25 protein-coding genes and 1 pseudogene are annotated in these 23,934 nt (G+C 41.7%); 8 read left to right on the top strand and 18 right to left on the bottom strand.

All coding sequences use genetic code 11. The features are described 5' to 3' along the window. Positions 1-230: 230 nt before the first annotated feature. Genes MN200_RS13130 through MN200_RS13120 form a run of 3 tightly spaced genes read right to left on the bottom strand, consistent with a single transcriptional unit; the run spans position 231 to position 2,001 of the window. Entirely contained in the window at positions 231-890 is a 660-nt protein-coding gene (locus MN200_RS13130) for a hypothetical protein (protein ID WP_058870241.1), read from the bottom strand. Between the two features lie 17 nt (positions 891-907). Next, entirely contained in the window at positions 908-1,339 is a 432-nt protein-coding gene (locus MN200_RS13125; protein WP_058870240.1) for a ClpXP protease specificity-enhancing factor, read from the bottom strand. Positions 1,340-1,347: 8 nt separating this feature from the next. Continuing rightward, complete coding sequence (locus MN200_RS13120) at positions 1,348-2,001, bottom strand: glutathione S-transferase N-terminal domain-containing protein (protein ID WP_114837878.1); 654 nt, start codon at positions 1,999-2,001, stop codon at positions 1,348-1,350. A gap of 171 nt (positions 2,002-2,172) precedes the next feature. On the opposite strand from MN200_RS13120, the pseudogene MN200_RS13115 reads away from it, so the two are divergent. Then, positions 2,173-2,453: pseudogene (locus tag MN200_RS13115) on the top strand (hypothetical protein). 125 nt (positions 2,454-2,578) lie between these two features. On the opposite strand, the gene rpsI reads toward MN200_RS13115, so the two are convergent. Beyond that, positions 2,579-2,965, bottom strand: coding sequence for a 30S ribosomal protein S9 (rpsI, locus tag MN200_RS13110; protein ID WP_004695095.1), 387 nt, complete (start codon positions 2,963-2,965; stop codon positions 2,579-2,581). 12 nt (positions 2,966-2,977) lie between these two features. Continuing rightward, positions 2,978-3,406: a 50S ribosomal protein L13 gene (rplM, locus tag MN200_RS13105; RefSeq protein WP_004695096.1), complete on the bottom strand. Its 429-nt coding sequence runs from the start codon at positions 3,404-3,406 to the stop codon at positions 2,978-2,980. Positions 3,407-3,896: 490 nt separating this feature from the next. Between rplM and pdxA the strand changes: the two genes are divergently transcribed. Genes pdxA through MN200_RS13090 form a run of 3 tightly spaced genes read left to right on the top strand, consistent with a single transcriptional unit; the run spans position 3,897 to position 6,560 of the window. Beyond that, positions 3,897-4,865 carry a 4-hydroxythreonine-4-phosphate dehydrogenase PdxA gene (gene pdxA / locus MN200_RS13100; RefSeq protein WP_242759598.1) on the top strand — a complete coding sequence of 323 codons (969 nt, stop codon included), beginning with the start codon at positions 3,897-3,899 and terminating at the stop codon, positions 4,863-4,865. 32 nt (positions 4,866-4,897) lie between these two features. Next, positions 4,898-5,710, top strand: coding sequence for a 16S rRNA (adenine(1518)-N(6)/adenine(1519)-N(6))-dimethyltransferase RsmA (gene rsmA / locus MN200_RS13095; RefSeq protein ID WP_004695098.1), 813 nt, complete (start codon positions 4,898-4,900; stop codon positions 5,708-5,710). Position 5,711: 1 nt separating this feature from the next. Beyond that, entirely contained in the window at positions 5,712-6,560 is an 849-nt protein-coding gene (locus MN200_RS13090) for a symmetrical bis(5'-nucleosyl)-tetraphosphatase (RefSeq protein WP_242759595.1), read from the top strand. 43 nt (positions 6,561-6,603) lie between these two features. Here MN200_RS13090 and MN200_RS13085 read toward each other — a convergent pair whose 3' ends face one another. The 5 genes from MN200_RS13085 to hflX all read right to left on the bottom strand — a co-directional run bounded on the left by MN200_RS13085 (position 6,604) and on the right by hflX (position 10,296). Further along, entirely contained in the window at positions 6,604-7,053 is a 450-nt protein-coding gene (locus tag MN200_RS13085) for a DUF2147 domain-containing protein (RefSeq protein ID WP_004695101.1), read from the bottom strand. A gap of 280 nt (positions 7,054-7,333) precedes the next feature. After that, the gene (locus MN200_RS13080; RefSeq protein ID WP_058870235.1) at positions 7,334-7,777 is read right to left on the bottom strand and encodes a DUF2147 domain-containing protein; all 444 of its coding nucleotides are present in this window, start codon (positions 7,775-7,777) and stop codon (positions 7,334-7,336) included. 87 nt (positions 7,778-7,864) lie between these two features. After that, the gene (locus MN200_RS13075; protein ID WP_004695104.1) at positions 7,865-8,539 is read right to left on the bottom strand and encodes an LrgB family protein; all 675 of its coding nucleotides are present in this window, start codon (positions 8,537-8,539) and stop codon (positions 7,865-7,867) included. A gap of 10 nt (positions 8,540-8,549) precedes the next feature. After that, positions 8,550-8,921: a hypothetical protein gene (locus tag MN200_RS13070; protein WP_004695106.1), complete on the bottom strand. Its 372-nt coding sequence runs from the start codon at positions 8,919-8,921 to the stop codon at positions 8,550-8,552. Positions 8,922-8,964: 43 nt separating this feature from the next. Further along, positions 8,965-10,296 carry a ribosome rescue GTPase HflX gene (gene hflX / locus MN200_RS13065; RefSeq protein WP_058870234.1) on the bottom strand — a complete coding sequence of 444 codons (1,332 nt, stop codon included), beginning with the start codon at positions 10,294-10,296 and terminating at the stop codon, positions 8,965-8,967. Between the two features lie 387 nt (positions 10,297-10,683). Here hflX and MN200_RS13060 point away from each other — a divergent pair, with 387 nt between their 5' ends. Beyond that, positions 10,684-11,508: a lysophospholipid acyltransferase family protein gene (locus MN200_RS13060; RefSeq protein WP_029575103.1), complete on the top strand. Its 825-nt coding sequence runs from the start codon at positions 10,684-10,686 to the stop codon at positions 11,506-11,508. A gap of 4 nt (positions 11,509-11,512) precedes the next feature. On the opposite strand, the gene MN200_RS13055 is transcribed toward MN200_RS13060, so the two are convergent. After that, complete coding sequence (locus MN200_RS13055; protein ID WP_081313264.1) at positions 11,513-13,141, bottom strand: phospholipase D family protein; 1,629 nt, start codon at positions 13,139-13,141, stop codon at positions 11,513-11,515. Positions 13,142-13,242: 101 nt separating this feature from the next. On the opposite strand from MN200_RS13055, the gene MN200_RS13050 reads away from it, so the two are divergent. Further along, the gene (locus tag MN200_RS13050) at positions 13,243-14,253 is read left to right on the top strand and encodes a metallophosphoesterase (protein ID WP_078389021.1); all 1,011 of its coding nucleotides are present in this window, start codon (positions 13,243-13,245) and stop codon (positions 14,251-14,253) included. Positions 14,254-14,260: 7 nt separating this feature from the next. On the opposite strand, the gene MN200_RS13045 is transcribed toward MN200_RS13050, so the two are convergent. From MN200_RS13045 to MN200_RS13035, 3 genes are all read right to left on the bottom strand, one after another. Next, complete coding sequence (locus MN200_RS13045; RefSeq protein WP_004695123.1) at positions 14,261-14,683, bottom strand: hypothetical protein; 423 nt, start codon at positions 14,681-14,683, stop codon at positions 14,261-14,263. 141 nt (positions 14,684-14,824) lie between these two features. Then, entirely contained in the window at positions 14,825-16,138 is a 1,314-nt protein-coding gene (locus tag MN200_RS13040; RefSeq protein WP_242759594.1) for an MFS transporter, read from the bottom strand. A gap of 143 nt (positions 16,139-16,281) precedes the next feature. Continuing rightward, on the bottom strand, positions 16,282-16,923 hold the full coding sequence (locus MN200_RS13035) for a hemolysin III family protein (RefSeq protein ID WP_058870232.1): 642 nt from the start codon (positions 16,921-16,923) through the stop codon (positions 16,282-16,284). A gap of 106 nt (positions 16,924-17,029) precedes the next feature. Here MN200_RS13035 and MN200_RS13030 point away from each other — a divergent pair, with 106 nt between their 5' ends. Both MN200_RS13030 and MN200_RS13025 read left to right on the top strand, forming a co-directional pair. Further along, complete coding sequence (locus MN200_RS13030; RefSeq protein ID WP_058870231.1) at positions 17,030-18,244, top strand: SAM-dependent methyltransferase; 1,215 nt, start codon at positions 17,030-17,032, stop codon at positions 18,242-18,244. 59 nt (positions 18,245-18,303) lie between these two features. Beyond that, a complete protein-coding gene (locus MN200_RS13025; RefSeq protein ID WP_201702543.1) occupies positions 18,304-18,738 on the top strand; it encodes a GNAT family N-acetyltransferase in 435 nt (144 codons plus the stop codon). A gap of 31 nt (positions 18,739-18,769) precedes the next feature. Here the strand turns inward: MN200_RS13025 and MN200_RS13020 are convergent, their stop codons facing one another. The 4 genes from MN200_RS13020 to MN200_RS13005 form a co-directional block, all read right to left on the bottom strand. Beyond that, positions 18,770-19,111 (bottom strand): hypothetical protein, encoded by a 342-nt coding sequence (locus MN200_RS13020; RefSeq protein ID WP_094148221.1) that lies wholly within the window; start codon positions 19,109-19,111, stop codon positions 18,770-18,772. 188 nt (positions 19,112-19,299) lie between these two features. Beyond that, positions 19,300-21,432: a 3-hydroxyacyl-CoA dehydrogenase NAD-binding domain-containing protein gene (locus MN200_RS13015; RefSeq protein WP_242759593.1), complete on the bottom strand. Its 2,133-nt coding sequence runs from the start codon at positions 21,430-21,432 to the stop codon at positions 19,300-19,302. Positions 21,433-21,443: 11 nt separating this feature from the next. Further along, complete coding sequence (locus tag MN200_RS13010; RefSeq protein WP_058870228.1) at positions 21,444-22,649, bottom strand: acetyl-CoA C-acetyltransferase; 1,206 nt, start codon at positions 22,647-22,649, stop codon at positions 21,444-21,446. A 191-nt stretch (positions 22,650-22,840) separates the two neighbouring features. Next, entirely contained in the window at positions 22,841-23,851 is a 1,011-nt protein-coding gene (locus MN200_RS13005) for an AraC family transcriptional regulator (protein ID WP_004695134.1), read from the bottom strand. Between the last annotated feature and the right edge of the window lie 83 nt (positions 23,852-23,934).

Here is a 23,934-nt window from a genome sequence, read left to right as displayed (position 1 = left end):
GCTACAGATTCTGTGATTAAGTTTGCGTATTTTAAAAAGGAGTGTGAGAAAGTTTATTGTTATTTGAAAAAGTGTTTAATTTATTTGCTATTGTAACAAAATGTAACTTTTACCATTTGGACAAATAAAAATAAAAAGAAATCGATTTTTTTGATTTTTAAAGATGAAACATATAATTATTTTTCATTAAAAAATAAAGGGATGCGCAAAATGAGTGCATCCCTTGGAGATTAGACAAACATTTGACTTGCTGCGCAATAAAGTCCCCATAAAATCGCGATAGCGACAGCAGGCTCAATCAGTTTTGCCCATGTTGGCGTTGGATTTTGCTCTGCTACCTGTGTGTGTAGCTGATCTGAGTGGTCTGTTGCGTGTTGATTTACCATTTGATTAAACTCCTTCATCGTCTCTTCTAATGATAGCTCTTCTTCAGGCTTTGGTTTAGAGCCAATCAGCTCTGTTAGCTCACTTGTTGTCCAAACCCAGTCATCAGCCAGACCAGAGAGGTGCTCGATTTGACCGACAAGCAACTCGCGTATTCCATGTTCACCAAAGTTCCCTGTGGCATCAAGTTGTTTGAGTTCAGCAAACTGCAGGCTCAACATGCTGGTTAGGCTGTGCTCTAAGTCTGCCTTTGCTAACTGTGATTCATTTTGCGGAGACGTGGTGAGATGCCTTGCAAGTTCTTGAATATAGAGGTGATCTTGAGTTTGAATCTCTTGATAGAGCTTGGTGCCATCTTGACGCATCAAGGTGATGAGTTTTCCAAGCGAGAGAGTGTTGGCCTCAGATAGATATTGAAGTCGCTCCTCATCTGAATATTGACTCAGAAGCTCAGGCTTTTGAATTTTAATCTGCTCTGCAAAATATTGTACTAAATCAAAAGCCATATAATTACTCCATTTTATTAATCTAATAACCTTAAACTTGGTTTTTTCTTAGCGGGTTCAGTTTTTTCTTCATTGTCTGATTTTAAAGCATTTTGCTCGCTTTGGGTATGATTGTCATACTCACTTGGATCGAAGAACAAACCCTGTCCATTTTCACGGGCATAAATGCCAATCACAGCATTAAGTGGTACATAGATATCACGAGATACCCCACCAAAACGTGCAGAGAAGGTAATCGCCTCGTTGCTCATATGTAGCGCATGTACGGCATGAGGGACGATGTTTAAGACAATTTGGCCATCTTGAATAAACTGTTCAGGAACGAGAGTATTGGGCTGGGTTGCATCGACCAATAAATGCGGTGTCAGTTGGTTATCACAAATCCATTCATAAATGGCGCGAGCTAAATATGGACGAGTCGGCGTAAGGTTTAATTCTTGATCAGACATAATGTTCTCTACGGCTGTTTAAATTCAGATTGATAATGGTTTTTCTCCTGCAAAGTTAAAGACTTTAAAAATGCAGGACGACTAAAAATACGTTGACAATATAAATAGATTGGGCGGCATTGCTGTTTGGGTAAATGCACGCCCATGCTGTTTAAGCGTAGAAAGATAGGAGCAAGCATGCAATCTAAAATACTAAAGCTTTCCGACATGAAATAGGGGAAATGCTGGAACAATGGTGTTAAGGAAATGAGCGTATCTTTCAGTTTTTTTTGTGCTTTCAGTTTTGCTTGTTCATCGAGTGTATCTGGATGTCGCAGCATCATATCGGCAAGTTTTAACCAATCTTGTTCAAAGCGCCAAATATACTGCCGCTGTTCCGCACGAGGCATAGGTGCATCGGCATAGAGCTTGTTTTGACGATAACGATCGTCTAAATACTCGGAGATGATATTGGCATTAAATAGTTTTAAATCATTTTCAATCAACGTCGGTAGCTGATTATAAGGGTTTAAGCTGGCGAGATCTTCATCATCTGCATCACTTAAAACCAAATGGTATTTGATTTGCTTCTCTGCAAGTACATAACGAATCCAATGGGAGCGAAAATCATCTGCATGGCTATACAGCGTAATTCCTTGAAGCGGAGTAGTTTCGACAGACATATTTCAAGAAACTAGGTGAAGTGAATCGGTTAGAATACTAAAAATAGCCAATAAAATCATCTTAACTTTAATATGCTTATACAATAGAACAACTTGGAATAAATGAAAAAGAAGGATAGAACCATGCAGCTTTGGCTCAGAACTACCCAGTCGATCGCAGTTATTATATTAATGACTTCTATCTCAAGTAGTTATGCTCAAAATCAAGATGCAGCCGAACAAGTAGATGTAGCGCAGCAGACTGCTGAATATGCAGCTTGTATTGCCGATGAAGCCTGTGATGTTGTTACTTCTGTATCTGAGGATGAGATGTATGGCGGCATTCAGCAAGAATATACAGTAAAAGGCTGTAAGGTCACTGTGTATAATGATGGGCCTGTGAAATGGTCGATGAGAAAACCGACGAGCCGTGTAATGCACCACCTCCCAAAGATCATCAATTTTCAAAATAAGCTGGAATATGTAACTACAGGCATGTAGTACGAATAAAGCAAAAAGCATGAACATAAAACTTGAAAATGACGCATAAAAAAGCCTTGGATAAACCAAGGCTTTTTTGTCCGATTCGGTAAACGAATTAACGTTTAGAGAATTGAGGACGTTTACGAGCTTTACGTAAACCAAGTTTCTTACGTTCAACTTCACGAGCATCACGAGTAACGAAACCAGCTTGACGAAGAGCAGGTTTAAGTGTTTCGTCAGAAGCGATCAACGCACGAGTAATACCGTGACGGATAGCGCCAGCTTGACCACCGATACCACCACCAGCAACAGTGATGTAAAGGTCATACTTTTCAGTAACTTCGAGAAGCTCTAAAGGTTGACGAACAACCATACGAGCAGTTTCACGACCGAAGTATTGCTCAAGAGTACGGTTGTTAATTACGAGCTTGCCTGTACCAGCTGACAAGAAAACACGTGCAGTTGCGGTCTTACGGCGACCTGTACCATAATTAGTAGCCATGTGCTGTATCCCTTAGATGTCCAAAACTTGTGGCTGTTGAGCAGCGTGTGGATGCTCTGTACCTGCATACACTTTCATTTTCTTGATCATTGCATAACCAAGAGGACCTTTTGGTAACATACCTTTAACAGCTTTTTCTAAAACTGCTTCAGGTTTGTGAGCGATTAACTTTTCAAAGTTAGTCTCACGGATACCACCAGGGAAGCCAGTGTGGCGATAGTATTTTTTATCAAGTGCTTTTTTACCAGTCACTTGAATTTCTTCAGCATTGATTACAACGATATAATCGCCAGTGTCAACGTGAGGAGTATAAGAAGTCTTGTGCTTACCACGTAGACGACGAGCGATTTCAGTCGCAAGGCGACCTAAAGTTTTGCCAGAAGCATCAACAACGTACCAGTCGTGTTGAACTTCAGCAGGCTTAGCGCTGAGAGTTTTCATTAAACCACTACCTATTATAGTTGGTTTGGACTATGGAATCTGTCCAAACAAAAGGAGACGCGATTCTAAACGAAGTTGCTCAGAATCACAAATGAAAATATAAAATTTCAAGAGCCGTATTTTAAGGTATTTCCCTACATAAAGGAAGAGATCAAAGTTTATTCTTTTTAAAAAACCACAAAAGAGTTCAAACTTTAAAAAATGAGGAAACAGCGATATTGAACTTTATGACTTTACTGAATGAAATGCGGGATCATCACCATAGAATCATTTTAAAATAACGGATAATACAGGAGTTACGACTCGCAATTTCTTTGTCATGTTTTATATGTTTGAGGCTTTATTTTTTCTTTGAAAGTCGGTGGAATGTGAAAACAGGATAAGTGAGGATTTAAATATAAAAGAATAGATTCAAGTTGAGTACGGTGAATGCGGAGATACTGGGTGAGACGTTGTATAATAGTCCAAACGCATTTTACTTGAGTTGATCATGCTGCCTTTATATGTCACCAGTGGTGAACCTGCTGGGATTGGTCCAGATATTTGTTTAAGCCTTGCTGCTCGTATAGATGAGCGTCCGATCGTGGTCCTTGGTGATATGAACTTGCTACGTACACGTGCAGCATGTTTGGGATTGGACATTGAACTGATTGAATATTCAGGGCAAGAAGCATCATCAACTCAGGGTCAACTTTATGTTGAGCATGTACCGTTAAGCGAAGCTGTTGTAATGGGTAAGCTCAATTCTCAAAATGCGCCTTATGTCTTAGAGCAGCTACGACGTTCGGCCGATTATGCTATGTCCGGTAAAAGTGTAGGTGTTGCAACTGCACCTGTACAAAAGTCAGTTATCAATGATGCTGGGATTCACTTTAGTGGACACACCGAATACTACCAAGAGTTTGCTGGGGTTGAACGTGTGGTGATGATGCTCGCAACCAAGACCTTGCGTGTCGCGCTGGCTACTACACATTTGCCATTAAGAGCTGTACCCGATGCGATTACCAAAGAGCGACTGCATCAAGTGATTGATATTTTAATTCAGGACTTAAAAAGAAAATTCAAAAAAGAGCATCCCCACATTTTAGTGTGTGGCTTAAACCCACATGCAGGGGAGGATGGTTATTTGGGCATGGAAGAAATTGAGGTGATTAACCCTGTGCTGGAAAGCTACCGTTATCAAGGCATAAATATGAGCCTGAGCCTACCTGCCGATACCTTATTCACCCCAGAAAACTTAAAAGATGCCGATGCTGTTTTGGCGATGTATCACGATCAGGGCTTACCTGTGTTAAAATCGCAAGGGTTTGGTGAAGCCATTAATATTACTTTGGGCTTGCCGTTTATTCGTACCTCAGTTGATCATGGCACAGCTCTCTCCCTCGCAGGCACTGGTCTTGCGAAAAGCTCAAGCTTACAGGTCGCTGTTGATTTAGCGTTAGAATTAGCTCGTCACTAATGTTCAGTGATTAACTCACGTTGGAAAATTTTATGTATCAAATTAATGCCTTAAACCCTAAAGATGAAGGGCACCATACGCGGAAGCGTTTTGGGCAAAACTTCTTACATGACCAACGTGTGATTGCCAAGATTGTACGTTCAGTTGCACCACGTTCAGGTGATAACATTGTGGAAATTGGCCCCGGTTTGGCAGCATTAACATCACCGTTGATTGGAGAGTGTGACGCACTCACGGTGGTCGAATTAGACCGTGATTTGGCGGCCGGTTTGCCGGGGCGTGTGCCACATCCTGAACGTTTAACCATTATTGAAACCGATGCACTGAAGTACGACTTCACTAATTTATTTGAAGATGGTCGTCCTTTACGGGTTGTGGGTAATTTGCCGTATAACATTTCGACGCCACTTTTGTTTCATCTCTTGGAGTTTGGTGACAAAGTTAAAGACATGCATTTTATGCTACAAAAAGAAGTGGTTGACCGTATTACGGCTTCTCCAAATAGCAAAGAATATGGTCGTTTGTCGGTGATGATTCAGTATTTCTGCAAACCTACGTTCTTGTTTGAAGTACCACCGGGTTCATTTAATCCGCCACCAAAAGTGACTTCTGCGGTGTTTCGTCTAGAGCCGTATGCGGTTAAGCCGATTGTGGCAAAAAATGAAAAAGCCTTAGCACGTTTGGTCTCGCATGTCTTTACTCAGCGCCGTAAAACTTTGCGTAATAGCTTAAAAGGCATGTTGGTTGAAGATGGTTTTGAACAAGCGGGTGTTGATCCGATGGCGCGTCCAGAGACTTTGACACTGGCTCAATTTGTGGCATTAGCAGATCAAATGGTGGCTTAAGGTGGCAGGTGCAGAGATTCGATACAATTATGTCATTGGTGATGTGCAGGGTTGTTTTGAAGCACTCAAAGCCTTGTTAAAGACTATTCAGTTTGATCCTGACCAAGATTTTATTTGGTTTGCAGGGGACTTGGTTGCCCGTGGTGAAAACTCATTAGGTGCTTTACGCTTTATTAAAAAATTAGTAGAGCATAATGCGGCTGCAACAGTTTTAGGCAATCATGATTTAACTTTGCTGGCGGCTGCACGTGGCATTAAAGCAATCAAAGACAAAGATAACATTCGGGATGTGATTGATGCGATTGATAGTGATGATTTGATTGATTGGTTACGTAAACAACCTTTGTGTGTGTTTCCAAACGCAACCGCGGTTCTAACTCATGCAGGCATTCCAACCAATTGGACAGCAGAACAAACTGCTGCTTTAGCCGCAGAAGTTGAGGCGGTCATTGCAGCGGATGATTTTGATGTTGTCGATGCCTTTTTAAAAGAAATGTATGGCAAAGAGCCCACCTTATGGTCGGATGAGCTAACGGGACACGCGCGTTTACGTTGTATCGTAAATTATTTGACCCGCATGCGTTTAACCGATAGTGCTGGGCGTTTGGAGTTTAGTTTTAAAGACTCACTCAGCGACCCGATGCCTGAAGGCTTCAAACCATGGTTTGAATTTGCTTCACAAGCAGCGCAAACCCATAAAGTTGTGTTTGGTCACTGGGCCGCTTTACAAGGCAAAACCATTTCAGACTCGATTCAAAATGTAGATGGCGGTTGTGTTTGGGGGCATCAATTAATGGCTTACCGTTTAGAAGATGAGACCTTATTTGCAGTTGATAATCCAGTTCAATAGCACATGCATTAAAAAAGCCACGAAGTTCGTGGCTTTTTTATTCTTAGTCGATTCTTAACCAGGTTTGGTTACGACCTAAAGCAGAAACACCGATGTATGCACGTAGAGAAAGACGCTTTCCTGTGGCATTCAGTTTCATTTTCGCATCATAAAGTTTGCCAGACAAAGGATCAATCACACGACCTTTTTCATAGTTATTGGTGCCGTCGACATGCTTTAAGCCTTTAATAATGTCCATGCCCAAAATTGGTTTGTTGGTATATGGCGTAGGGCAATTCACACAAGTTTCTTTTGGCGTATAACCTGGGCGTGGTGTAATTTTTACAATTTTTCCAGTGTAAGTATTATTCGACTCTTTACGAATTTCGATAATGGCTTTTGGTGAGCCTGATTTATCATCAATTTGTTGCCATGTCCCTGTTAAGTCCTGTGCAAATGCTCCCCCGCAAAGCATGGACAATGTTAATCCCGCGATAAAAAACTTACTTTTCATATAAGGTTCTCTATAGTTTCACAAAAAGATATCCAAGACACAGAAAAATAAACAGTTTGCACAAGGCAAACTGTTTTGTGTTTAGATATGAGTTAGGCAGTTGCCTTTAAAAATTGAAAAATCATACATGCTTAGCTGAAACTCTTTTATTCATTGAATTTGAAACCATCAGACTAAGTTTGGAGCAATGTATAAGTGACTCAGTGGTGGTCTACAAAATCTAAAATGAATTGATCAAGTGATTGCGTAGACCAGGCCTGTTCAGTAATAAGAACCTAGATTATTCTCGAATCCAAGTTTGACTGCGACCTAGAGCCGATATGCCCACGTATCCTCGCAAGGTTAAGCGTTTGCCATTCGAACTGAGTTTTGCTTTACAGCTATAAATATTACCAGACAGTGGATCAATGATTTTTCCACCCGTGTAATTGGTATCACCGCTGTGCTTCAAACCTTTCATCACATCCATGCCTAAAATAGGCTTATTGGTATACGGCGCAGGGCAATTAATACACGTTTCTTTTGGTGTATAACCCGGACGAGGCGTAACTTTAACGATCTTAGCGGTATATGTCCCATTTGATTCTTGGCGAATCTCAAGGATGGCTTTTGACGACCCAGTTTTGTCATCAATATTTTTCCAAGTGCCGCTAATATCTTCAGCGAAAGCTGTACTACCTATAACGGTTGTAGCGAATGCGATTGCAAGTGTCAATTTGCTCATGAACAAAATCCTTTTATCATTTAATCAACGACAAACTCATCTTAAGTCGATTTTTTAAACAATACAATTGTTTATGTGAGGAACATATCACATTTTTTGCAAGTATAGAATAAACAACGGTAACCAGATTGCTGTAAATACCGCATTGACAGCCATTCCAAAGGCTGCATAACGTCCAGCAATACTTCCCCGTTGCCATGCTTGAGCTGTACCGATGGCATGAGCTGCAAGACCTAGCGCTAAGCCCGATGCTCGTTCATCATTAATATGTTTGAGGATCAGTGGTGAAAATGCAGCACCAATCACACCGGATAAAATAACGATTAAAATTGCCAGACTCACAGGGGCTTGCAGCAGTGTTGCAATGTTAATCGCAATTGGCGTTGTGACTGCGCGTGTGGCAAATGCCATAATGGTAGGATCGGACAAATGTAGTAGATAAGCCAGTCCCATCGGCAGTCCGACCGCACTGATACTGGCAAAGACCAAGATACCCACCACGGCTTTGAGGGGGAGGTCGTCATAGCGCATTGCAGCCAATGGAATAGCCAATGCGACTGTGACATAACCGAGCAGATGGTTAAACACTGGGTTTACCTGTGCCATATATTGCTCATACGGAATGTTTAACAACAACAGCAGGGCAATCACAAAGCACATGCCAAACACAATCACGGGAATTTGTGGCAGTTTTTTGTTGAGTGGCTTTGCCAGTAAATAGGCAACGAGGGTTAGGAAAAAACCGAAAATAATGGGAATCATGTGCCTACTCCTAAAGCCATTTCTTAGACATTTTTGCGTAAACCCACAGTGGAATTAGTGTGCTGACAAATAGCACCACCAAAAACATTGGGATTTCACTGCCTAAATGCGTCATCATTAGTAAGGAACCTGCACTGATAGGTAGAAAAGCAAAGGCACTTTCTTTCATGATTTTATTGTTGGTATCGACCAAACGTGCTGGAATTTTATGAAATTTTCTCCAACCCAAAAGGACGATTAATAAACTAATGAGTCCAATTAAATTGCCCAGTTCAGGATGTCCAAAACGTCCAGTGATCCACACAGCCGCTTCACGAAAGATGATGATCAGTGCAACCGTGCCGATCCATGCTTTCCAATCAACAGTTTTTATCCATTCCATTTTGTTCTGTCATTAACATTTTACTTATCACGTTTTAACCGATTTAGCTTTTGATTTCAAATTCTTCGAGTTCACGATGAAATTGTTTTGCTTTCAAACCTAAAATTTCATCAATCGGTAAATGTGCTTGTTTGATCAATTGTTCAAGTTTATGTGGCGCAATATACACTTGTAGGTGTAGGTTGCCCTCATCATCATAATTTTCAGATTGAATCACATTTAGGGCGTACAGTTGATTACGCAATTTGCCATAGGCAGGTTTGAGTAGGACGTCAAAGTTTTGAATTTGACCCATCAAGCACTCTTGTACCGCTCGGCGTAGTAGATCAAATCCTTCTCCTGTATGTGCTGAGACATAGACACGCTCAGGTACATTGGGTTCAGCGTAAATGATTTTGGCTTGTTCGCCACTTTGATCGATCTTGTTATACACTCGTAGGATCGGAATATCTGCACCAATTTCTTTGAGCACTTTTTCAACAGCTTCAATTTGTTCCATATGGTCTGGACTACTCGAGTCAATCACATGCAACAGCAAACTGGCTTCTAATGTTTCCTCTAGCGTCGCTTTAAACGATTCCACTAAAGCATGCGCAAGATTACGCACAAAACCAACCGTGTCGGCTAGAACCAGCGGACCAATACCATCCCATTCCAAACGTCTTAAGGTTGGATCTAAGGTTGCAAATAGCTGATCTGCGGCATAAACATCAGATTTGGCAAGGGTGTTAAACAGGGTTGATTTACCCGCATTGGTATAACCAACCAAAGAAACGGTTGGAATGGCAGCTTTTTGACGTGCGGCACGCCCTTGGATACGGGTCTGACGGACTTTTTCTAATTTATCTTTAAGTTGTCCAACCCGGACACGGAGTAAACGGCGGTCAGTTTCGAGTTGCGTTTCACCTGGACCACGGAGTCCAATCCCGCCTTTTTGGCTATCGAGGCTAATGCCTGTACCGACCAGTCGAGAAGACAAGTGATCCAATTGAGCCAATTCGACTTGAAGTTTCCCTTCATGGGTACGGGCACGTTGTGCAAAGATATCTAGAATAAGGCGTGTACGGTCAATAACGCGGCACTTGATAATGCGACTCAGATTACGTTCCTGACTGGGTGTCAGGGCATGGTCAATAATCACCAGCGTGGCTTCAAGTTCCTCAACACGAGCAGCAATTTCTTCTGCTTTGCCTGAACCAATGAAATATTTAGCATCGGGTTTGAATCTTTGAGCGTGAATATGCTCCAGAATTTCTGCACCTGCCGACTTAGCAAGCAAACGAAATTCTTCTGCATCAAGGTCTTCCAGAATATGGATGGCAACACTGACTAAAATGGTTTTTTCGCCACCTTGCTTCTGCTCAAAATATTCCACTAAATTCGATCTCACATTGAAAACTTTAGTGTAGATGAATTTGTTGAGATTGAGCGAAATAGTTATGCTGTTGCCTTACATTGAGCGAAATAAGTGAACCAAAAGCAGCAAGGTGCCAAAGTATAAAATACTGAGCCCTATAATAAATTTCAGTGCCTGAACAGGATTTAACGGCGGAGCTGGAGGATTCATTTGATCGTTCATGTGCGCACCATGTTTTGGTATTTCGATTGATTTATTTTAATTAATTTGTTTAAACGATTAAAATTGAAAATAATCATCTGGGCCTTCGGTTTTTATGATCAATGCAAGTTAGTTAAGATCAGTATAGAATGAGCCGAAATCAATGATTAAATGTTGAATGAAGCTGTGCCAAGTGAACCGTCTATGCAATCGAATACTGAAATAAAAACAACATCAATAAAAGGTGTCTCTAAGCTTTTTCTGTATGGTAAAAAGCTGGCTTCAGGGCTTGGCGCCGTGTCCGAAGGGTTTTATTTGGTCTATCGACATGGCTTGTATAAAGACATTAACAATCCACAAAATACCCGTTACGTGCAGTATTTCTGTCGTCGACTGTGCAAGGTTTTTAACATTGATGTTCATGTCCACGGGGATATTCCACGTAAGCCTGCCCTTTGGGTCAGCAATCATATTTCGTGGTTAGATGTCGCGGTTTTAGGCTCAGGCGCACGAGTTTTCTTTTTGGCCAAGGCTGAAATTGAAAAATGGCCTGTGTTTGGCAAATTGGCAAAAAGTGGTGGAACCTTGTTTATTCAACGTGGTTCAGGCGATTCCATCAAAATTCGAGAGCAAATTACAGCGTTTTTAAAACAAGATATTCCTGTGTTGTTTTTTCCGGAAGCGACCACGACCGATGGTTCTAAAGTGAAAAAGGTTCATGGACGTATATTAGGCGCAGCAATTGAGGCCCAGCGTGATGTGCAAATTTGTTTGATTTGCTATGTGAATCAACAGGGCGGACTTGACCAAGTCTCTCCGTTTATCGGTAACATTAGTTTTGCCGAGCATGTTAAAAAAGTACTAGAAATGCCACAAGTCACGGCACATTTAGTTGCGCTCCCAGCCATTTGTACCGCAGGACATACGGTTGAGAGTTTAACGGCACTGGTCCAACAAAAAATGGTGCAAGGTTTGGCTGATTTACATCACAAAGTTTTGAAGTCCCAACCCAACATGCAACAAGCTTGAAGGCTTACATAAAGCCTTCAATCGGTAGCCAAGAGACAACTTTGAGACCAGCACGTTTGAACCAATTCATTTTTGGTTCAGTGGTATAGGTTTTGGTAGAGCCATCAGCTTGTTTGATTTGCCAGTTAATGTTTTTATTTGCATCTAAAACCAGTTTATAGGCATATTTACTGAGGTTTTGGTCCATGGTGTAGTGTACTGCTTTGGCCAGCGGCGGACTGTTCAGTAAAACCCCAATTTCTGTATTTAAGTTGGCAGAGCGGGGATCAAAATTAAATGAACCAATAAAAACCTGTTTCTCATCAATGGCCATGAGTTTGGCATGCAGACTCGAGCGGCTTAATCCTTTGATGCTGACTTTGGCTTTTTTCGAAATTTCTTCATTGTTTTCGTTTAGGGCTTCGGCCGCAGGTGTGGCTAAAAACTCATAGAGTTGAACACCACTTTCCAGCAAGTCTTCACGATATTTTCCATAGAAGGCATGGACCAACGGCACATCATTGGCTTTAAATGAGTTGGTCAGTACGCGAACTTGAATGTCACTTTGAGCTAGATTTGTCAGATGTTTTTTGCCTTTACGTTCAGGTACAAAATAGGCTGAAATAATGTCGATGCTTTCCATTGGCTTTTCTAAATGGGTTTGCAACTGGAAGTTTAAATGTTCTTCTTTTTTTGCCCGTGATTTGATTTTACTCGGTGAGTCTTTCACCACTTCGGCTTTGACCCAATCGAATTGGATACTATCATTTAACCAGTGTTCAAAGGCTTGCGAACGATTGGCCAGATCGAGATAATTTTGGACGGTCACTTCCTGATAGTGCTGCGCTAACTGGGTTTTTAAACCTTCATAACGCAAGCTGTAATGGTTGGCGTTGACAATTTGACGCACTGGAAAGGCATAATCGTCATTCCAGTATTCATCGAAAGAATGCACAATTTCATCTGAGGCAGAGCCGACCAACATTACATCAACATCGGAAAACTGATAACTGTCGCTGACGTTATAATATTGATTGCTCATGTTGCGCCCACCAATCAACGAAATTTGATTATCGGCAATGAAACTTTTATTGTGCATACGACGGTTGATGCGTTTTAAATTTAAGACCATATCCATCGGGCGATAGTGACGGAAGCGGTAGGGGTTATACAGTTTGATGTCGATATTAGCGTGTTGATCGAGCGCCAAATAAATGCCTTCCATTTTCTTGGCATTGTTATCATCGATGAGTAATCGAACTTTCACCCCACGATCGGCGGCTTTCAAAATAGAATAAAGCGCTAAAGAACCAATACGATCGTTATCCCAAATATAGTATTGTAGATCTAAGGTCTTTTCTGCCTTATCAATGAGATGGATACGTGCGGCCAATGCTTCGAGCGGGTTGTAGAGAACATGGAAACCTGTAAGCCCTGGATTTTGTTCACGTAAAGGCAGTACGATTTTACCTAAACTGGTTTGATCTGTCGGTAGATCAAAAGCATAGACGGGCGTCTGTGGGATCTGCTTGGGTAAGGTATTACACGCTGGGACAGTCAAAACCATACAGCTCAGCAACATCAGTTTAGCACCTTGCTGAGTCGAAGATGAGCGGAATAAAGTTTGTTTCGCTAAGCCGTGAGGTTTTTCCATCGTCATAAAGTCTATAAATTTGGTTTGAGTATAATTCTGAGCTGTGAAAAGATAAACAGAAGATTATGTGTTCTTGATGAACAATTTGTGAGTAAAAGTCTATGATGAATATACACTCCGTCGTGTTCTATTTTTATATTGCGATGGCCTTGCTTGCGGGGTGGGCGGTGTATCAGGCATGGATCAGTCAAACCAATACGGAGACTATTCATCCGTTTAAGGCCTTTGTGCATTTGTTGGCTTTTTATCTCTCTTATTTACTCATTCCTTTGTTTTTCTTTAGCTTGTATGCTGGTTTTCAGGGGTATTATTCATGGCATGAAGCTATTTTTGTGTTTTTGGTCAGTGGTGTGCTGTGTTATGCACGTTTTATTGAACCGCATTTTGTACATGTCAAAACCACTCAATATCAAATCCAAGAAGATTATAAATTACTCAAACCCGTTCGTATTGCGTTAATTGCCGATCTACATATTGGTCTATTTTCAGGGCATGAGCGACAACTGAAAACTATCGTCAAACGACTGAATGAACAAAAACCTGATTTGGTGGTGGTTGCAGGGGACTGGACTTATGAACCTGAAAATACACTGGCAGAAGAATTAGAGGTGTTGCAAGAAATTAATGCCCCAGTCTATTCGGTCAATGGTAATCATGATGAGCAATATCCAGGTCCGCCGATTCAAAATTTGTTAAGACATGCTTTGAAGGTGAATAATGTGATTGATATTGAAGGTCAAATTGTTGAATTTGAAGAGTTTCGTCTGATTGGAGTCGGAGATTTGTGGGCCGGCAAGGCGGATATGCGTTTTATGCCGCATTTACCGCAGGACAAACCGTGGGTCATCCTGTCGCACAATCCAGACACGATCGATATGGTACCCGCTTTACCCAGCCGTCCTTTAATGCTTTCAGGTCATACCCATGGTGGTCAAGTTGAGCTGCCATGGCTCACAGACTATGTAATGAAAAAAGTGTCTATATTAGGACATAAAAAAGGCTTGTACCGACATGAACATGCGGATGTGTTTGTTACGGTTGGAACAGGCATGGTGGGTGTGCCTTTTCGTTTTCGCGTACCACCGACGATCGATATTATTGAACTGATTTAAGTTGGGTTTAGAACCAATAAAAAATAAAGCTTAAAACCAAAATGACCACAGCCAAGACGATCCAAAGGTTGTGGTTTTTTGTATGAAGCGCTTGTAGGTCTTGTATTGCATCGAGGTTATTCACTGCTGTGCTATGCGGGCTTTGTGGCTGCTGTTGTGTAAAGCTCCGTCCTTCAGACACAAGGGAGCTGTGGTGTCTTAATTCAGCGGTTGATATGCGTTGCTGTTGATGTCGTTTATGGCGATACATGCTTTTTAGCGCAGCATCATGCCGCTTCGTGAGTTCAGTCACGATCTCTTGTGCATCATCGTATTGAAAAGCGGTATGTGTGGCGATGTATTGAATGGCTTGAATAATTTTATTTTCTTCAACTAATACGATGACATCAAGGAGTTGTTCATTGGTGAGTTGTTGTATTTTTTCATCCATTTTTCGGTCCTATTCATCTGTATCTCTCTCTATTTTTGAAGTAAAACGACAGATTTTAAATATGGTTTTTGTAGCGTTTGTGAACGCATTGGTATAAAAAAACCAGCATCATTGTGCTGGTTTTAGACATCAAATTCAGGGTTAAATTTGATTATTTACATCATCATTTTTGGTTTCACGAATCATTAAGAACGCACATAATGACAGAAGCGATGCCGCCGTGAGGTAGTAACCTACTGCGTGTAAACCGTAGGTGGTTGCAAGCTTAGTGGCAATGAGAGGTGCAAATGATGCCCCAAAGATCCCCGCAAGGTTAAAGGTCAGTGCTGAGCCTGTATAACGAACGGATATTGGAAAAATTTCAGAGAGCACGGTGCCAATCGGTCCATAGGTTAAACCCATGATGGATAAACCAATACATAGGAACAAGAACACAATAAGTGTACTCCCTGATTCCAACATGCTTGAGAATACTAAACCAAATAACGCCGCAGCAATACAGACTGCAATAGAGGTGGTTTTACGACCAAATTTTTCCGCAAAAACTGCTGACAAGGGGATGAATGCAGCAAAGCACAGGGTTGCGACCAGTTGAAGTTTTAAGAACTGTTCGCGGGTGTAACCTAGCTGTTTGGTACCCCATTGTAAAGCAAATACTGTCGTGAGGTAGAACACCACAAAGGTGCAGATGGCTGCAATGGTACCTAAAATTAACATGCCCCAGTGCTTGGTGATCACTTCTTTAAATGGAATGTTAACTTCTTTTTGCTTGTCTAAAACTTTCTGGAACGCGGGGGTTTCATGGAGTTGCAAACGAATCCACAGACCTACAATTACCAATAACGCACTTGAGATAAAAGGAATACGCCAGCCCCATGTCATAAACGCTTCTTCAGTCATAAAATGACCCAGCGTTAAGAATGAACCAGTCGCCAAGATAAAGCCAATCGGCGCGCCCAGTTGGGGAAACATGCCATACCAAGCACGCTTACCTTCAGGTGCATTTTCTGTGGCAAGCAATACAGCACCCGACCATTCACCACCTAAGCCGAGTCCTTGACCTAAACGACACAGCGCAAGCAGTAATGGCGCGGCAATTCCAATTTGTGCATAGGTGGGTAATAAGCCGATACACACGGTTGAAAGTCCCATGGTCAGCAAAGCTGCAACCAAGGTCGCCTTTCGGCCGATACGATCACCTAAATGCCCAAAGAGTGCAGCGCCAATCGGGCGTGCAATAAAGGCAATGGCGAAGGTTGCCAAAGACTGAATGGTTGCAGTCATTGGATCAGTACTTGCTGGAAAGAACAGGTACGGAAAAATAATGACAGCCGCAGTGGCATAAATATAAAAATCGAAGAATTCGATAGTTGTACCTACCAGACTGGCTGTAAGTACGCGGAATTTTGAGTTTACAGGCTGCTGTTCAGCAACAGCAGTATTTAATGACGCCATGGTAGACCTTACACTTAAAAAATAGTCGAACTGAGTTTTAAAAGCGTCATCTTTTTAAAAAAGGCGTAATTTTTAAAAAAATACGAATGTTCCTCGGGCAGACTGCGGAATTAGGGTTACTAAAAAAATGTAGTGTGCGCGGGTTATATCACGTAAAGATAGATGGACAGGAAATGTGATCCTGCACCAATCAATACAAAAATATGCCAGATAGCGTGCGTATATCTTACCTTTTTTAGCGCATAAAACAATGCACCGATGGTATAGGAAAGTCCACCAATGATTAAAAAAGTCAAAGCTGGTTTAGATAAAAAGCGTTGCATATCATCCATTACCAGTACAGCCAGCCAACCCATAAGCAGATAAGCAATCAGTGAAATTTTTTCAAAGCGATGAATGAAAACTAACTTGAATAGTGTACCAATGATTGCAATCACCCAAAGTGCAATGAGTAGGTAATGAGCTTTTTGTGTGGGCAGTGCGATAGACAAAAATGGAGTGTAGGTTCCCGCAATCAGATAATAAATGGCAGTGTGATCTAATTTTTTATACCAGCCGCGACGCTCTGGAGATTCGGCAAAATGATACAAGCTTGATGCTGCGAACAATAAAAATAGGCTCAAAGCATAGACCCACAGCCCGATCCACTGCGCTGTTTCTAAGTAAGATCCTTTGATAATCAATAAAATACCTGCTATGAGTGCAAGAGCTGCACCAATAGCATGGCTAATGAAATTGATTCTTTCTTCAGCAGGATCGTAGTTGACAACAGGGTGAGTGCTCATAAGTCGTGTGCATTTTCATAAAATATACAACTGTATCGTAATTCAAATTTGCATTTAGCGTAAGACGCTTTAAAATTTAATCGCAATTCTTTTTTTGGTTTCTATTATGACCGTTTCGGTATCGTCCTCTGCGCAAGAGCAGCAATTCCTTCAAGCCTTCCAGCAAGCGCTTGAATCTCAAAGTTTTGATCGGATGATTCTGAGTCAATATCAGGGTGAACTTGAGCAACTCGAGAAGATGACTTTTCGAGTCGTAATGTTGCAAGGACAGCCTGTATTGAGCTGTTTATATCGCCATAAAACCCAAGATGTCACCAAAAATTATTCATTAGACACAGCACTTGATACGGTAACTGCACTTTTGGCGCAGTGTAAACAAGCCAATCTGCTGACAACTGAACAAGAGTTGCAACTGAAGAAGAACAAGAAGAAAGCCATACTGACGCAAAGTAAAAATAAAACGGTAACCAAAGCTGTTGAGCAGCAAGGTCATGACCGTGTCAAACAGCGTTTTGTCGATCAAGACAGTTATTTCTTACAGCCGCTTGGTATTACCGATGCAAAAGCGCAAATCATTCCCAGTATGGCGCGTAAGTGGAAGCAGATTAATAAGTTTGTCGAAATTTTCTCAGGGGCATTAAGTCATATTCAGCTGCCTGAACAACTGCGCGTGGTCGATTTTGGCTCAGGAAAAGGCTATTTAACTTTTGCTTTATATGATTATTTGCTGAAGCAAGATTTGAACCCTTTTATGACTGGGGTAGAGCTAAACAGCAAAATGGTGGAATTTTGTCAGGAGGTTGCGAACAAGTCGGATTTTCAGCAACTTGATTTTTTTCAGGGTGATGTTCGGACGTACCAACCTGAACGCCTCGATGTGATGATTGCGCTGCATGCATGTGATGTCGCGACGGACTTTGCGATTCATACCGGCATTCGTTTAAATGCTGAAATGATCATGTGTGCGCCGTGTTGTCATAAAGAATTACGCCCACAGCTGAAAGCTCCGCTCGTGTTGCAACCGATGTTGCAGTTTGGCATTCATGCAGGACAGCAAGCTGAAATGCTGACCGATACTATTCGTGCCTTGTTACTCAAAGCCTATGGCTATGAAACCAAAGTGTTTGAGTTTGTAGCACTTGAGCATACCAGCAAGAATAAAATGATTTTGGCAACCAAGCGTAAGGATTATCAAGCGCCCGATGTTGCTGTCTTGGCACAAATTCAAGCCTTGAAAGAGATGTATGGTATTCAAAAGCATTCACTGGAATTGCTGTTGAATAATCAATGGGATCAGCAAGATGTAGGCTGTAAATGCTGATCTGAACATCACTTTTTAGTGCAATGACCAATATAGAGATGATTTATAGGGAAACGAAAATGCCAAGCTTGAAGATTACGCATGGAACATGGGAAGAGTTACAACAGGCTGCGAAAATGATTCGTGAGCAGGTCTTTATTCAAGAGCAAAACATTGCTGCTGAAGATGAATGGGATGAGCAAGATGAAATCGCAGTTCATTTTGTGGTCTATGAACAAGATCAAGCCATCGCCACCGCACGACTTTTGCAAAATCATAGTATTGGTCGTGTTGCAGTTTTGAAGTCACATCGTGGTTTGGGCGTGGGCAAAGTTCTGATGCAGGCGGTGATTGCATATGCCCAACAGCAACTGCGTCCATTTTTAGTCTTGTCCTCTCAAGTGCATGCGCAAGCGTTTTATCAGGCTTTGGGCTTTATGCAAGAGGGTGAGGAGTATTTGGATTGTGGTATTCCGCATATCCATATGCGTTTATCATCCATAAAAAAGCCCTGATCTTTCAGGGCTTTTTTATTAGTCACAGCAATTAGTGACCATGTTCAGATGACATTTTCGCGTGTTCATCGGCACTCATGTCGTGCTCATCAGCGGTTGCATGTTCTGTGGTATCTTCAGAAGCTGCTTGAGCTCTTGCTTCGCGCGCATCTTTATCCGCTTGTGCTTTGGCCATCGCTTCTTCAGACATTGCAGGCGCATTTTTAAAAGCATGTTGCTGAGAGTTTTGCTGCGTTTGCTGACTTGGCATATAGTCAGGCTCATTGGTAATCGCAAGGTAGAAGATACCTAAGAAAATTCCACTTAAAATGAAAGCAATAATCAGTGCTTTCCAACCCCATGGTGATTTTTCAGGAGAAGTATTGTCAGTCATGTGCAACAGCCCAATTGAATAAAAATAAATCTAAAACTATGTAACTTTATAACACAAAAAACGGTGTCGGGCTTGAAAAGAATGCACTAAAATAAGTCAAAATTAGATGCTGAATCAGCAGGTTAATTTTGTTGTGTGCTGAGAGCGCGAAAAAGGGATCTGCCGATCCCTTTTTTAAGATTGAAGTTTTAGCGAATCTGACCCGATGACACCGATTCAACCAGACGTTGCGGTGCTTTAAAACGCTCACCGTATTTCGCTTCAAGTTCATTGGCACGTTGTACAGCTTGGTCTAAACCATATTGATTTAAAAACTGAATCGCTCCACCTGTCCACGGCGCAAAACCAATCCCAAAGATCGAACCGATATTGGCGTCAATTATAGACTCAAGAACATTTTCTTCATAACAACGTAAGGTATCGAGTGATTGTACAAACAGGAAGCGGTCTATCATTTCTTGTTCAGAAATATCTACATCTTGCTTCCAATGGTTCAAACCCTCCCAAAGATGCTTTTTACCACCTTCCGGGTAATCATAGAAACCTGCACCAGCAGCTTTACCTTTACGGTCAAAAGTATGAATCATGGTTTGAATCACATCATCTGCACCTGAACGAGGTAAATCTTTACCTTCAGCCTGAAGCGCCTTACGTGTTTCATTGGCAACATGTTCAGAAAGTGTTAATGCAACTTCATCTTGAATGGCTAATGGGCCAACTGGCATACCTGCTTTGAGTGCTGCCATTTCAATACGAGCTGGATGTACACCTTCATGCAGTAAACGTAAACCTTCTTGAACAAAAGTACCAAATACACGACTGGTGAAGAAGCCACGGCTATCATTCACAACAATCGGAATTTTGCCAATTTGCTGTACATAATCATATGCTTTTGCCAAAGTTTCAGCAGAGGTATTTTTACCTTTAATGATTTCAACCAATTGCATCTTATCGACTGGACTAAAGAAATGCAGACCAATAAAGTTTGCTTGATCTTTCGATGCATTTGCCAAACCAGTAATTGGTAATGTCGAAGTATTTGAAGCCATCACACCACCTTCTACAAGGAATGCTTCGGCTTCTTGAGTGACTTTCGCTTTGAGTTCTTGATTTTCAAATACTGCTTCAATAATTAAATCACAGCCTTTTAAATCTTCCGCAGATGCTGTAGCAGTAATTAGGCTTAAAACCTGATCACGTTTTTCAGCCGTCATACGACCTTGGGAGACCTTTTTATCCAGTAACTTTTGGCTATAGGTTTTGCCTTTTTCTGCATTTTCAACAGAAACATCTTTTAGTACAACGGGAATGCCTTTAATTGCTGTAGAGTAAGCAATGCCTGCACCCATCATCCCTGCACCAAGCACACCAACTTTGGTCGCTTGCCATTTTGCAACATCTTTAGGACGGCTTGCCCCTGCTTTAATGGCATTCATCCCATGCCAAAAAGTACCGATCATGTTTTTTGAAACTTGACCTGTGGCAAGATAAGTAAAGTAACGTGATTCAATAGTCAGCGCTGTATCTACATCGACTTGCGCACCTTCAACCGCAGCCGCCATGATTGCTTCAGGTGCAGGATAGCAACCTTTGGTTTTATCACGTAGCATCGCTGGAGCAATCGCCAGCATTTGCGCAACCGCAGGTGTTTTAGGATCACCACCCGGAATTTTATAGCCTTTAACATCAAAAAGTTGTTGCGACTTTGGATGCTCTTTTACCCAAGCAATGGCTTTATCCATCAGTTCTTCTGGAGTTTCCGCAGTATCTTGAATTAAACCGAGAGTTTTTGCTTTATCCACACCAAACTGCTTACCTTCCATTAAGAATGGAAAAGCATTTTGTAGACCTAAAAGGCGTACCATACGCACGATACCACCACCACCTGGCAGTAGACCTAAAGTTACTTCAGGCAAACCAAACTTCGTTTTAGGATCATTCAATGCAATACGTGCATGACAACCTAAAGCGATTTCCCAACCACCACCTAAAGCCGTACCGTTCAATGCTGCAACGACAGGAACACCTAAAGTTTCGATATAACGGAACTCTGCTTTCATTTTCTGAATCATTTCAAAAAATGGAGTGGCATCTTCCAAACGAGCTTGAATCAACTCATCCAAATCGCCGCCTGCAAAGAAAGTTTTTTTCGCTGAACGAAAAATAATCCCTGTTATAGAAGTTTCAGATTTCAGTTTAGAAACAATATTTTCTAAAGCTACACGGAAATCTGCATTCATCGTGTTTGCTGATTGATTCGGAGAATCTAAAGTCAGAATAATAATGCCATCGTCATTTTTTAAATATTGAATTGCGCTCATTATTATTCTCCTTATACCAACTCAATAATGGTCGCAATACCCATGCCACCACCCACACATAATGTTGCCAAGCCACGCTTTTTACCTTGACGCTCTAACTCATCCAGTAAAGTTCCAAGAATCATCGCACCTGTCGCACCCAGTGGATGTCCCATCGCAATTGCACCACCATTCACATTAACTTTCTCAGCAGGAACTTTTAACTCCGTCATAAAACGCATCACCACTGATGCAAATGCTTCATTGACTTCAAATAGATCAATATCATCAATCGTTAAACCAGCTTTTGCCAATGCTTTACGAGCAGCAGGTGCAGGTCCTGTCAGCATAATGGTTGGATCTGAACCCACCAATGCGGTCGCCAATACTTTGGCTCGTGGTTTTAAACCTTGTTCTTTGACCGCTTTCTCGGAAGCAAGTAATACAAGTGCCGCACCATCGACAATACCCGATGAGTTTCCTGCATGATGTACATGGTTAATTTTTTGCGCTTCTGGATATTGTTGTAATGCAATCGCATCAAAACCCATAGCACCCATCATTTCAAAACTTGGATTGAGTTTTGCTAAACCTTCTGCTGTTGTTGACGGTTTAATAAATTCATCTTGATCTAAAATGGTCACGCCTGCTTTGTCTTTAATCGCAACCACTGATTGATTGAAATAACCCGCAGCTTGCGCAGCTGCTGCTTTGCGTTGCGAATTTGCTGCAAATGCGTCGACATCTGAACGTGTATAACCATCCAATGTTGCAATTAAATCTGCGCCAATCCCTTGCGGAACAAAGTGTGATTTTAAATTTGTTTCAGGGTCTAATGCCCATGGCCCACCATCTGAACCCATTGCAATACGTGACATTGACTCAACACCACCTGCAACAACCACATCTTCCCAGCCTGAACGTACTTTTTGCGCAGCCATATTGACAGCTTCAAGACCTGAAGCACAAAAACGGTTAATTTGCACACCGGCAACATCATTGTCCCAACCTGCCGCAATTGCAGCAGTTTTTGCAATATCACCGCCTTGGTCTGCAATTGGAGTAACACACCCCAAGACAATATCGTCTACTTTAGAGGTATCTAAGTGATGACGATCTTTGAGTTCATTCAATAATGTTGTCAGTAAAGTAATCGGCTTCACTTCATGCAATGAACCATCTTTCTTTCCTTTTCCGCGTGGTGTGCGAATGGCGTCAATAATATAAGCCTCGCTCATAGCTGTTCCTTTTTATGACTTTTAAGTTGTTATGTATTTCGAGTGTACAAATTAATGGCTGTGTTGCAATGACTAGAACGGGTCAGGTCAGATGAGTCTTTTTGCCAATAGACTGAAGAGTTGAGCATAAAAAAACCCAAGATCGAAATCTTGGGTTTAGCAATGTGCCGAACCGTCGTTAAACTAGAAAATTAGTGATAGCCGTGTAGTTGGCGATATAAACCGGGTGTGACCCCAGTCCATTTTTTAAAGGCACGGTGGAAGGTACTGGTTTCACTAAAGCCCACTTGCTGTGCCACATCTTCTAAAGTCAAACCTGGGTTCAATAGTAGGTGGATCGCGGCATCACGACGTAATGCATCTTTCACGCCTTGGTAACTTTTACCTTCAGCGGCTAAGCGGCGACGCAACGTTTGAGGAGATAAATACAACATGGAAGCCACATCGTTCAGGGTTGGCATTTCCTCACCAATTTGACTCTTCAACACATCACGAATACGTGAAGTGAGGGAGTTGGTGTTTTTAAATTTCACTAACAACTGTGCAGGAGCGGCTTTTAAGAACTCTTCTAACGTTTCTTCATTCTGACGAATTGGTAAGTCCAAATAATCTGCCGCAAAAGTGATTTCTGTACGCGGCATATCGAACTGCATCACAGGTGCGAAGAACAGGGCATCGTACTCATCTGCATGGGTCGGACGTTCATAACCAAAGTGCACACGTTCCAGTGGTAAACGACGTTCAATCAACCACGACGCGAGACCATGCCAAATCATCAGCATACTTTCGGTAATGAAGTGATCTGGGTCCATTGATTTCGGAATCTGAGGAACAAGACGAGCTTCATGCTTGTCGCGCTCTAATGTCACCGACCACTCATCACCAAACAATTTATAAAACTGTGAAGACAGTTCTAAAGCATCACCTAAGGTTTTGGCATGAATAATCAGCTGACACATGATGGCAAACGTACCTAAACGACGTGGTTGCTTATCGAAGCCAACATGTTCGTCTTGGGTCACCATCCATAACATTTTAACGAAGCGAGTATATTGTTCTGGAGAAATACGGGCTTTAGGTTGACGCAGCAGTTCTGCCTCAATCCCTACATGAGAAAGTAATGTTTCGACATCCATACCGAGACGTTTTACGCCAGTTAAAGCCGCATTGACGAAATGGATACTAATGGTATCGCGGCTCATATTTAATCCTTCAGTCTCTTTTATATTCACTTGCGTTTGACCTAAATGACGCTAAAAAAAGTATTTTAGGCAATTTACACTAA

Origin of the sequence: Acinetobacter sp. LUNF3, from assembly GCF_022699605.1 — a bacterium.
GTDB lineage: Bacteria > Pseudomonadota > Gammaproteobacteria > Pseudomonadales > Moraxellaceae > Acinetobacter > Acinetobacter johnsonii.
The sequence above is the reverse complement of the archived record's forward strand: the minus strand, read 5'-3'. Positions and strand labels throughout refer to the sequence as shown.

Coding starts and splice junctions, on each gene's coding strand:
- MN200_RS13020 (WP_094148221.1), bottom strand. CDS start 19,111: ATGACTGACAATACTTCTCCTGAAAAATCACCATGGGGTTGGAAAGCA.
- pdxA (WP_242759598.1), top strand. CDS start 3,897: ATGCTGCCTTTATATGTCACCAGTGGTGAACCTGCTGGGATTGGTCCA.
- MN200_RS13010 (WP_058870228.1), bottom strand. CDS start 22,649: ATGAGCGAGGCTTATATTATTGACGCCATTCGCACACCACGCGGAAAA.
- MN200_RS13080 (WP_058870235.1), bottom strand. CDS start 7,777: ATGAGCAAATTGACACTTGCAATCGCATTCGCTACAACCGTTATAGGT.
- MN200_RS13030 (WP_058870231.1), top strand. CDS start 17,030: ATGACCGTTTCGGTATCGTCCTCTGCGCAAGAGCAGCAATTCCTTCAA.
- MN200_RS13055 (WP_081313264.1), bottom strand. CDS start 13,141: ATGGAAAAACCTCACGGCTTAGCGAAACAAACTTTATTCCGCTCATCT.
- MN200_RS13125 (WP_058870240.1), bottom strand. CDS start 1,339: ATGTCTGATCAAGAATTAAACCTTACGCCGACTCGTCCATATTTAGCT.
- MN200_RS13050 (WP_078389021.1), top strand. CDS start 13,243: ATGATGAATATACACTCCGTCGTGTTCTATTTTTATATTGCGATGGCC.
- MN200_RS13015 (WP_242759593.1), bottom strand. CDS start 21,432: ATGAGCGCAATTCAATATTTAAAAAATGACGATGGCATTATTATTCTG.
- MN200_RS13035 (WP_058870232.1), bottom strand. CDS start 16,923: ATGAGCACTCACCCTGTTGTCAACTACGATCCTGCTGAAGAAAGAATC.
- MN200_RS13040 (WP_242759594.1), bottom strand. CDS start 16,138: ATGGCGTCATTAAATACTGCTGTTGCTGAACAGCAGCCTGTAAACTCA.
- MN200_RS13025 (WP_201702543.1), top strand. CDS start 18,304: ATGCCAAGCTTGAAGATTACGCATGGAACATGGGAAGAGTTACAACAG.
- MN200_RS13045 (WP_004695123.1), bottom strand. CDS start 14,683: ATGGATGAAAAAATACAACAACTCACCAATGAACAACTCCTTGATGTC.
- rplM (WP_004695096.1), bottom strand. CDS start 3,406: ATGAAAACTCTCAGCGCTAAGCCTGCTGAAGTTCAACACGACTGGTAC.
- MN200_RS13075 (WP_004695104.1), bottom strand. CDS start 8,539: ATGATTCCCATTATTTTCGGTTTTTTCCTAACCCTCGTTGCCTATTTA.
- MN200_RS13005 (WP_004695134.1), bottom strand. CDS start 23,851: ATGAGCCGCGATACCATTAGTATCCATTTCGTCAATGCGGCTTTAACT.
- MN200_RS13085 (WP_004695101.1), bottom strand. CDS start 7,053: ATGAAAAGTAAGTTTTTTATCGCGGGATTAACATTGTCCATGCTTTGC.
- MN200_RS13130 (WP_058870241.1), bottom strand. CDS start 890: ATGGCTTTTGATTTAGTACAATATTTTGCAGAGCAGATTAAAATTCAA.
- rsmA (WP_004695098.1), top strand. CDS start 4,898: ATGTATCAAATTAATGCCTTAAACCCTAAAGATGAAGGGCACCATACG.
- MN200_RS13060 (WP_029575103.1), top strand. CDS start 10,684: ATGCAATCGAATACTGAAATAAAAACAACATCAATAAAAGGTGTCTCT.
- MN200_RS13120 (WP_114837878.1), bottom strand. CDS start 2,001: ATGTCTGTCGAAACTACTCCGCTTCAAGGAATTACGCTGTATAGCCAT.
- rpsI (WP_004695095.1), bottom strand. CDS start 2,965: ATGGCTACTAATTATGGTACAGGTCGCCGTAAGACCGCAACTGCACGT.
- MN200_RS13070 (WP_004695106.1), bottom strand. CDS start 8,921: ATGGAATGGATAAAAACTGTTGATTGGAAAGCATGGATCGGCACGGTT.